The organism is uncultured Subdoligranulum sp. (assembly GCF_937890665.1).
In genome coordinates, this window is the sequence record NZ_CALADU010000171.1 from 1 (window position 1) to 8797 (window position 8797).

The window sequence follows — 8797 nt, forward strand, 5'->3', positions numbered from 1 at the left end:
GACGGCGGATGACCCGGATGCGCTGATTTTCTATACCACCGACGGCAGTGATCCCGAGGACAACGGCAAACTGTACACCGGCGCCATTTCGGTGACCAGCCGGGCGGGAGAACCAAATGAGTACGTATCTATTGCCAATAGGTTGGGAGGCGGAAACTACAAATTCCTGAAGTCCTATGCTTACGAATACGCACCGGAGCCTGTGGACAAATCAACTACCATTACAGTACGTCTTTATAAAGATGGTCAGTGGTCAGATCAAGTAACATCTTCTACGTACTGGATCGATGTGCAGCAACACACATTGCCGGTAGTCAGTGTCACCGCGGATCCGGAAGAATTGTTTGGACAGACAGGCATTTATGCGCCGGGCTTTACTTACTATACATTAGGAAAGGTAGGCTTGCCCGGAAGTAACGCCAATTTTATGTCGGAAGAAAAGATACAAGCTCGTGTACAAACGGTAGGCGCAGAAAAGGAAAGTAGCGATGCAAAGGAAGCTGAAATCTCGGTGTCGGGAGAAAGTTCGCGAGTTTTTTATCAGATGAAAAATCTTTCTGTGGATTTGGCGGAGGGAACGACAACAAATTTACTGGAGGGAGGAAAAAATACCACATCGTTGGAAGATTTCTCTCTCAAAGGCCCAGGCAATGGTATATGGCAAGGCGTCTATTTGGATGGCTTTTGGAACAACTACCTGTATGAGGAAGGACTGGGAACGCAATATAATGTACCGGTCGTTTTGTATCTGGAAGATGAATATTGGGGAATATATTGCGCAAGAGAAAGAAAAAATGAATCCTTTATTGCACGGCAATACGATGTGGATCGTGATTCTGTTGAGTTATACCATTATGACGCTCAAATTATTGCGGATCTGAACCAAGAGCTTCTTTCTTTGGATGATGCAGATGTATGGACATGGGCAGAACAAAATTTTGATTTGGATGAATTCATTGACTGTTTGATTGCTAGTCTATATGCTAATAACTGGGATGGATTTTCTACTTTAGCCAATACGATTCTTTGGCGTGCTACGGAGGGAAACTCAGAGCGGTATAGTGATGGAAAATGGCGTCTTTTACTGAATGACTTTGATATGGTTATGAGACAAGGACCGGAAAAGGATTCCTTGGCTTCCCTGTTGGAAGAAAAACCAGCAGAAGGAAATTTGCAGCACGTTTTGCTGAAACGGTTGTGGAAAACGGAAGAGTTCCGAACGCTGTTTGCAGAAAAGTTTCGGCAGGCAATGACCACGACCTATGCGCCGGAACAAATTTTACCGGCATTTCAAGCGTGGTGTGCACAGCTCTACCCTGAGATGGAACGTAATTTGGCACGCCAGAAGGTGGAAACCACATGGTTGGCACCACTAGCCGACTGGCTGACCGATACGGAATCGGAGGCAAGCAATTTGACAATGGAAGAATGGGAGGCAGAGTGCCAAACGCTTTGCGCTTATTTGGAAGAACGAGCAGGATACTTGTTATCCTATTTGGATACCCATTTGCAAGAAGCCGAACGCTAACCTAACGAAAACCAACAAGAAAAGGATGATCCAACGATGAGTAAACGTCAAATTCTGGAATACCTGCTGGAAAGCAACACCAGCATTTCGATCACGCAGGTCTGCCTGTCGCTGGCCATGGCGGTGGTGCTGGGCATGCTGTTGTACTTCGTGTACCGCAAAACCTACCGCGGTACCGTCTACTCCAAAGACTTCAACCTCACGCTGCTGTTGGTAGCCATCATCACCACGCTGGTCATGCAGGCCATCGGTTCCAATCTGGCGCTTAGCCTCGGTATGGTCGGTAGCTTGTCCATCATCCGTTTCCGCACCGCCGTCAAGGAACCGCGGGACATCGCGTTTTTGTTCTGGTCCATTGCCATCGGCCTGACCTGCGGCAGCGAGATGTACCTCATCGGTTTGCTGGGCAGCATCGTGTTGACGGTGGTGGTTTGCGTGGCCAACTTTGATTTGTATGACACCACGACCTACCTGTTGGTGTTGCGGGCCGGCACCGGCACGGTGGAGGAAAAGACCCTCTGTGAGGTGCTCAAGAAAAATACCCGCGCCTACAAGCTGCGGGTGCGCAACCAGATGGCAGACAGCGAAGAGTTTACCTATGAGGTTTCCTTCACCCGCAAGCAGAACGCCGGGGCGTTGAGCCAGAGCGTGCGGGACGCTGTGGGGGCGGATAAGATCCGCAGCCTGAATCTGGTCAGCTACAGCGGAGAAACGCTGTAATGGCCGCCGAGTTACAGGTCCGCCGCTACGAGGAAAAGTATCTGCTGGCCCCGGCACAGGCCGCTGCACTGCAAAACCTGTTGGACGGCGTGCTGCAGCGGGACCGGTATTCGGCGAACGGGGCCTATTACATCCGCAGCCTTTACTTTGACACCCCGGAGGATGGCGACTATAAAGATAAGTTGCTGGGGGTAAGCGAGCGCAAAAAACTGCGTTTGCGTCTGTATGATCTGCAGGCATCCCACATCAAGCTGGAGATCAAGGCAAAACGAGCCAAGACCTCCCATAAACAGAGCGCCGTGCTGACCCGGGAAACGGCGCAGGCGCTGGTCGACGGGGACCCCAACCCGCTGCTGGGGGAAGGCCCGGCGGCTTGTGCGGCGTATGCCCTCTATCAAGGCGAGAACCGCCATCCGGCTGCCCTCATCGACTATGAGCGCACCGCTTGGGTGTTCCCGGTGGGGCGGGCCCGCATCACGCTGGACAGCCATGTGCGCGCCGCCAAAAGTGCGTCGCTTTTTGCGGACGACGTCCCCATGGTGGGGGTGCTGAATCCCATGACCATCTTGGAGGTCAAATACGACCAGCCGCTGCCTGCATGGCTGGGCCGGATGCTCAGCAGTATTCCGGGCACACCGCTGAGCATCAGTAAATATGCGTTGGCCCGGGCAACCCTCTACTAAAACAAAAACGGTAAATTTTATGCAAACTGACTTGATTTCCAGTCGGGAAAATCCTAAAATCAAATACGCATGTGCGCTGCGCGATTCCGAAAAGCAGCGTGCTGCCGACGGACTCTTCTTTGCCGAGGGGCCCAAACTCTGTCTGGAACTGGCAAAAAGCTGCAAAGCTCGTACGGCCTACGCTACCGAAGCCGCCCTGCAAAAAACGCCGGAACTGGCAGCGCTGCACCCGGTACTGGTGGCCCCGCACGTGGCGGAAAAGCTGGCCGGGACCAAGTCCAGCCAAGGGGTGTTCGTTCTGTTTGAAACACCCCAGCCGGACCCGAGCCTGCTGGCCAGCGCTCGGCGGATTCTGGCCTTGGAAGGGGTACAGGACCCCGGCAACGTGGGAACTTTGCTGCGCAGCGCCGCGGCTTTTGGGTTTGATGCCGTGCTGCTGGGGCCCGGGTGCGCCGCACCGTTCTCGCCCAAAACACTGCGTTCTTCCATGGGGGCAGCCGGGCGTCTGCCGGTACTGCATGCCGCCGACCTGCCCCACACCCTGCATACCCTGCGGGAACGGGGCGTGACCTGTCTGGCGGCGGCGCTCTACCATTCCCGCCCGCTGGATGAAGCGGGACGGGATTTCCCCGATGGGGTCTGTGTGGTCATCGGCAGCGAGGGACAAGGCCTGCGGGACGAAACTGTGGCCGCCTGCGATGCGGCGGTGCGCATCCCCATGACCGATCGGGTGGAAAGCCTGAACGCCGGTGTGGCGGGCAGCGTGCTGCTGTGGCATTTCCGCGGGGTATAAAAAATGGACAAGACCCTTGCTTGGCTGTGGCTGGCCGATGCGGTAGGTTCTGCCTGCCAATACGCCCGGGAGCTGTTGGACCTTTGGCCCGACCCCGAAGAATTGTATGAATCGATGCGGGCCGACGCGGCAGCGCCGCCTTTTTGCTTAAGCAAGACCGCAGAAGAGCAGCTAAGGGACACCACCCCTTTTGACTATGAAGAGCGGCTGGACCACTGCCTGCTTACCGGGGTGGAGATTCTGACCCCCGACGACCCGGCCTATCCGGCCCGGCTGAAAGAGCTGCCCGATCTGCCGCTGGTGCTGTATGTGACCGGCGATAAGACCTGCCTGCAAGGCGGGCGGTATCTGGGCATGGTGGGGACCCGGCGTCCCAGTGCCTACGGGCAGCAGGCTGCCTACGACCTGTCTTTGGCGGCAGCCAAACAGGGGGTGACGGTGGTCAGCGGTCTGGCCGATGGACTGGACAGCGAAGGCCACCGGGCGGCGGTGGCGGCAGGCGCACCTACCATCGCCTTCCTCGGCACGGCCATCGACAGAACGTACCCGGCGGCCAATGGGCCGCTGCGCCGTCAGATCGAGGAAGCCGGCGGCGCCATTTGCAGTGAATATCCGCCCCACTATGAGGGCAAAACAAAAGCGACCTTTTTGGCCCGCAACCGGCTGATCGCCGGGCAGGCCGAAGTTCTCTGCGTGGCCGAAGCCCGGCTGCGCAGCGGTACGCTGAACACCGTGGGCCACGCCGAGCGGTATGGCCGTCCGGTGCTGGCGGTGCCGGGCAGCATTTACAGCGCCTTAAGTCAGGGCACCAACGAATTGCTGCGTACCCATCGGGCCGACGCACTCTGCGGTGTGTCGGACATTCTGGAACGGCTGGGGGCTGACCCGCAGCCGCCTAGCGAAGAACCGGCCCGGTTTTCGCCCCAGACGGTCAGCGCCGACGCGCAGGCCGTCTACGCCAAACTGGGTCCCACGGCACAGGGCATCGATGCACTGTGCGCGGCCACCGGCCTGCCCACCGGGCGGGTGCTGGCGGCCTGTACCGAGCTGGAACTCTACGGCGGCGCCGCGGCGCTGCCGGGGCGTCGGTACATTGCTTTATAAGAAGGAAATCAGGAGGAGACTATGGCAAAACTGGTCATTGTGGAGTCCCCAGCCAAGGCCAAGACCATTGGCAAGTATTTGGGACGAAACTATAAAGTCACCGCCAGTATGGGACACGTGCGTGATCTCCCGGCCAGCCAGCTGGGCATCGACATCGATAACGGTTACGCCCCCAAATATATCACCATCAAAGGCAAGCAGAAGTTGGTCAAGGAACTGAAAGCCGAAGCCAAAAAGGCGGACGGCGTGCTGCTGGCTACCGACCCGGACCGGGAAGGGGAAGCCATCAGCTGGCATTTGGCGAACATTCTGGGACTGGACCCGTCGGCGCCCAACCGGGTGACCTTTGACGAGATCACCAAGAAAGGCGTACAGGAGGGCATGGCTCATCCCCGGGCCATCAATATGGACCTGTTCAACGCCCAGCAGGCCCGGCGGGAACTGGACCGTCTGGTGGGTTACAAGCTCAGCCCCTTTTTGTGGCGCAAGGTGCGCCGGGGCCTGTCCGCCGGCCGGGTGCAGAGCGTGGCCGTACGGCTGATTCGAGACCGGGAGATCGAGATCGAAAACTTCAAGCCCGACGAATACTGGAACATCGATGCCACCCTGCATCCGCAGGGCAGCCGCAGCCAGTTTGTGGCCCGGCTTACCGCCGGTGCCGACGGCAAAAAGCTCACCGTCACCAACAAAGAGCAGGCCGACACCATCGTGGCGGCACTGGATGGCAAGAACTACGTCATCACCAAGCTGGAAAAAGGCAAGCGCCGCCGTCAGCCTGCGCCGCCCTTTATCACCTCTACACTCCAGCAGGACGCCAGCCGGGCCTATGGCTTCTCGGCCACCCGTACCATGCGGGCCGCCCAGACGCTGTACGAAGGCGTGGACATCGCCGGTCACGGCACAGTGGGTCTGATCACCTATATGCGTACCGACAGTCTGCGCATCGCCGCCGAGGCTGCCGCCGCCGCCAAGGAGTTTATCGCGGGCCGCTGGGGGGACAACTACGTCTGCAAGACCCAGCGCAAATGGAAATCCCGCTCCGCCACCGCGGCGCAGGACGCCCACGAAGCCATCCGCCCCTCCATGCCGGAACTGACCCCCGACGAGGTGGAACAGAGCATCAGCGGCGACACCGCCAAGCTCTACCGGCTGATCTGGAGCCGCTTTATGGCCAGCCAGATGGCGGACTGCGTGCAGGACACCGTTTCGGTGACCATCACAGCGGGGGACTATCTCTTCCGCGCCTCGGGATTCCGGGTAGCCTTTGACGGCTTCACCGCCCTGTACGAAGAATCCACCGACGACAAACAGAAGAAAGAGACCGCCCTGCCCGAACTGGAACAGGGACAGGTCTTGCAGCTCAAATCCCTGACGGCGGACCAGAAGTTCACCCAGCCGCCGCCGCTCTACACCGAAGCTACCCTGATCCACGCGCTGGAAGAAAACGGCATTGGCCGTCCTTCCACCTATGCGCCGATCATCACCACCATCGTGGACCGCGGCTATGTGGAGAAGGACCAGAAAAAGCTCAAGACCACGCCGCTGGGACAGGCGGTGAATCAGGTCATGATGGAGCAGTTTCCCGCCATTGTGGACGTGAAGTTCAGCGCCGACATGGAGAAAAAGCTGGACGTGGTGGAAGCCGGAGAGGCTGACTGGGTCCAGACGGTGGACGAGTTCTATCAGGGCTTTGCCAAGAGTCTGGAAAACGCCGAGAAAAATATGGAAGGCAAGCGGGTCAAGGTGGAGGACATCCCCACCGACGAGATCTGCGAAAAGTGCGGCCGTCCCATGGTCATCAAATCGGGACGGTACGGCAAGTTTGTGGCTTGTTCGGGCTTCCCGGAATGCCGCAACGCCCACCCGCTGGTCAAGGACACCGGTGGCATCTGCCCGCTGTGCGGCGGCCATATGCTGGTGCGCAAGAGCGCCAAGGGCCGCATCTACTACGGGTGCAGCAACTATCCCAAGTGCAACTTTATGACTTGGGACGAGCCGGTACCGGAAAAATGCCCCCAGTGCGGCAACACCCTCTTCAAGAAAAAAGGTCAGCTCTACTGTGCCAAAGAGGGCTGCGGCTTCACCAAGCCGATGGAAAAGAAATAACCCGCGGGGTATCTGGCCCCGCCGATCTCCCGTGGAGGAACTATGCATTGTAACGTCATTGGGGCCGGTCTGGCCGGGTGCGAAGCCGCGCTTTGGCTGGCCGACGCCGGGGTGCAGGTGGACCTGTACGAGCAAAAACCCGGTAAGTTTTCCCCTGCCCACAAGAGCGCGGGCTTTGCCGAGCTGATCTGCTCCAACTCCCTGAAAGCCGAACGGCCCGACTCGGCCTCCGGCCTGCTCAAGCTGGAGATGCGCGCCATGGGCAGTCATCTGCTGCCCGCCGCCGAGACCGCCCGGGTCGCCGCCGGCGGGGCGCTGGCTGTGGACCGGGATGTTTTCTCGGCCGCCGTCACCGCTCAGGTGGAAGGTCATCCGGGCATCACCATCCACCGGGAGGAAGTCACCGCGCTGGACGAGAGCGCCCCGGTGCTGGTGGCTTCGGGTCCCCTGACCGAGGGGGCACTGGCCGACGCCATCGCCGCGTTGACCGGCGACCACCGGCTCAGTTTCTATGATGCGGTGGCGCCCATCGTCACGGCGGAAAGCCTCGACTACGACAAGGTGTTTGCCGCCTCCCGCTATGGCCGCGGCGAAGCCGACTACTTAAACTGTCCCTTTAATAAGGAAGAATACGAGGCCTTCCACGCGGCCCTCATCGCCGCCGAGCGGGCGCCCCTCCACGATTTTGACGGGGACCTGACGGTGTATGAAGGCTGCATGCCCATCGAGGTCATGGCCGCCCGGGGCGCCGACACCATCCGGTTCGGCCCCCTGCGCCCGGTGGGGCTGCGGGATCCCCGCACCGGTCACCGTCCCTGGGCCAACGTCCAGCTCCGGGCCGAAAACACCGACCGGACGCTCTACAATCTGGTGGGCTTCCAGACCAACCTGAAGTGGGGCGAACAGAAGCGGGTCTTTTCGATGATCCCGGGGCTGGAACACGCCGAGTTTGTCCGCTACGGTGTCATGCACCGCAACACCTTTTTGGACAGCCCGCAGGTGCTGACGGCCCAGCAATATCTCAAAGAACATCCCAACGTCTTTTTCGCCGGGCAGATCACCGGCTTTGAAGGCTATATGGAGAGCGCGGCCAGCGGGCTTTTGGCCGCACGGCAGATTCTGGCCCGGCTGCAGGGCCGCCAACTGCCGCCGCCCCCGCCCCAGACGATGTGCGGGGCGCTGCTTTCCTACATCACCACCCCCAACAAGAATTTCCAGCCGATGGGCGCGAATATGGGCATTCTGCCCCGCACGCCGGACATCGACGCCATCCGCGATAAGCGGGAACGCTATGCCGCCCTTTCCGAGACGGCGCAAAAGGCCATGCAAGCATGGGTACAGGAGGACGTACAATGAAAATTCTCATCGATGCCATGGGCGGTGACAACGCACCGCTGTGTGTGCTGCAAGGCGCGGCGCAGGCCGCGGCGGAATTTGGCGACGGCATGACGCTGGCGCTGCTGGGGGATGAGCAGGCCCTGCGGGACTGCGCGGCCCAGAATAAGATCGATTTGACCCCCTTCGAGATCATTCCCTGCTCCGAAGTGGTGGACATGCACGACGATCCCGTCAAGGCAGCCCGCCACAAGACCGATTCCAGCATGATCAAGGGCTTGACCATGCTGAAAAACGGTGAGGGCGATGCCTTTGTTTCCGCCGGTTCCACCGGTGCGCTCCATGTGGGCACCAGCCTGATCGTCCGCACCCTCAAGGGCATCAAGCGGCCCGCGCTGGCCACCCCCATGCCCGGTGCCAAGCAGAATTTCCTGCTGCTGGACTGCGGCGCCAATGCCGAGTGCCGCCCCGATATGCTCAACGCCTTCGGCACCATGGGCAGCGTCTATGCCGAGAAGGTCATGGGCC

At 59.4% G+C, this 8797-nt stretch carries 7 protein-coding genes and 1 pseudogene; all 8 read left to right on the forward strand.

Annotation, left to right across the window (positions count from 1 at the left end; translation table 11 throughout):
- On the forward strand, positions 1–1528 hold a 1528-nt coding region (locus Q0526_RS09775), incomplete at its 5' end, for a CotH kinase family protein (RefSeq protein ID WP_298733007.1).
- Positions 1529–1564: 36 nt separating this feature from the next.
- The gene (locus Q0526_RS09780) at positions 1565–2248 is read left to right on the forward strand and encodes a DUF4956 domain-containing protein (RefSeq protein ID WP_298733009.1); all 684 of its coding nucleotides are present in this window, start codon (positions 1565–1567) and stop codon (positions 2246–2248) included.
- The gene (locus Q0526_RS09785) at positions 2248–2931 is read left to right on the forward strand and encodes a polyphosphate polymerase domain-containing protein (RefSeq protein ID WP_298733011.1); all 684 of its coding nucleotides are present in this window, start codon (positions 2248–2250) and stop codon (positions 2929–2931) included. Before Q0526_RS09780 ends, Q0526_RS09785 begins: the two co-directional genes overlap by 1 nt.
- Before the next feature lie 19 nt (positions 2932–2950).
- Positions 2951–3724 carry an RNA methyltransferase gene (locus Q0526_RS09790; RefSeq protein ID WP_298733013.1) on the forward strand — a complete coding sequence of 258 codons (774 nt, stop codon included), beginning with the start codon at positions 2951–2953 and terminating at the stop codon, positions 3722–3724.
- 3 nt (positions 3725–3727) lie between these two features.
- Positions 3728–4828 (forward strand): DNA-processing protein DprA, encoded by a 1101-nt coding sequence (gene dprA, locus Q0526_RS09795; RefSeq protein WP_298733015.1) that lies wholly within the window; start codon positions 3728–3730, stop codon positions 4826–4828.
- Positions 4829–4849: 21 nt separating this feature from the next.
- Positions 4850–6934 (forward strand): type I DNA topoisomerase, encoded by a 2085-nt coding sequence (topA, locus tag Q0526_RS09800; protein WP_298733017.1) that lies wholly within the window; start codon positions 4850–4852, stop codon positions 6932–6934.
- Between the two features lie 42 nt (positions 6935–6976).
- Positions 6977–8290: a methylenetetrahydrofolate--tRNA-(uracil(54)-C(5))-methyltransferase (FADH(2)-oxidizing) TrmFO gene (gene trmFO, locus Q0526_RS09805; RefSeq protein ID WP_298733019.1), complete on the forward strand. Its 1314-nt coding sequence runs from the start codon at positions 6977–6979 to the stop codon at positions 8288–8290.
- Positions 8287–8797: pseudogene (locus tag Q0526_RS09810) on the forward strand (phosphate--acyl-ACP acyltransferase); the annotation flags it as partial. The gene trmFO and the pseudogene Q0526_RS09810, both read left to right, overlap by 4 nt.

Bases quoted from the DNA above. Each gene is read 5' to 3' on its own strand.
- Q0526_RS09780 (WP_298733009.1), top strand. From the start codon at position 1,565: ATGAGTAAACGTCAAATTCTGGAATACCTGCTGGAAAGCAACACCAGC.
- topA (WP_298733017.1), top strand. From the start codon at position 4,850: ATGGCAAAACTGGTCATTGTGGAGTCCCCAGCCAAGGCCAAGACCATT.
- Q0526_RS09785 (WP_298733011.1), top strand. From the start codon at position 2,248: ATGGCCGCCGAGTTACAGGTCCGCCGCTACGAGGAAAAGTATCTGCTG.
- Q0526_RS09790 (WP_298733013.1), top strand. From the start codon at position 2,951: ATGCAAACTGACTTGATTTCCAGTCGGGAAAATCCTAAAATCAAATAC.
- trmFO (WP_298733019.1), top strand. From the start codon at position 6,977: ATGCATTGTAACGTCATTGGGGCCGGTCTGGCCGGGTGCGAAGCCGCG.
- dprA (WP_298733015.1), top strand. From the start codon at position 3,728: ATGGACAAGACCCTTGCTTGGCTGTGGCTGGCCGATGCGGTAGGTTCT.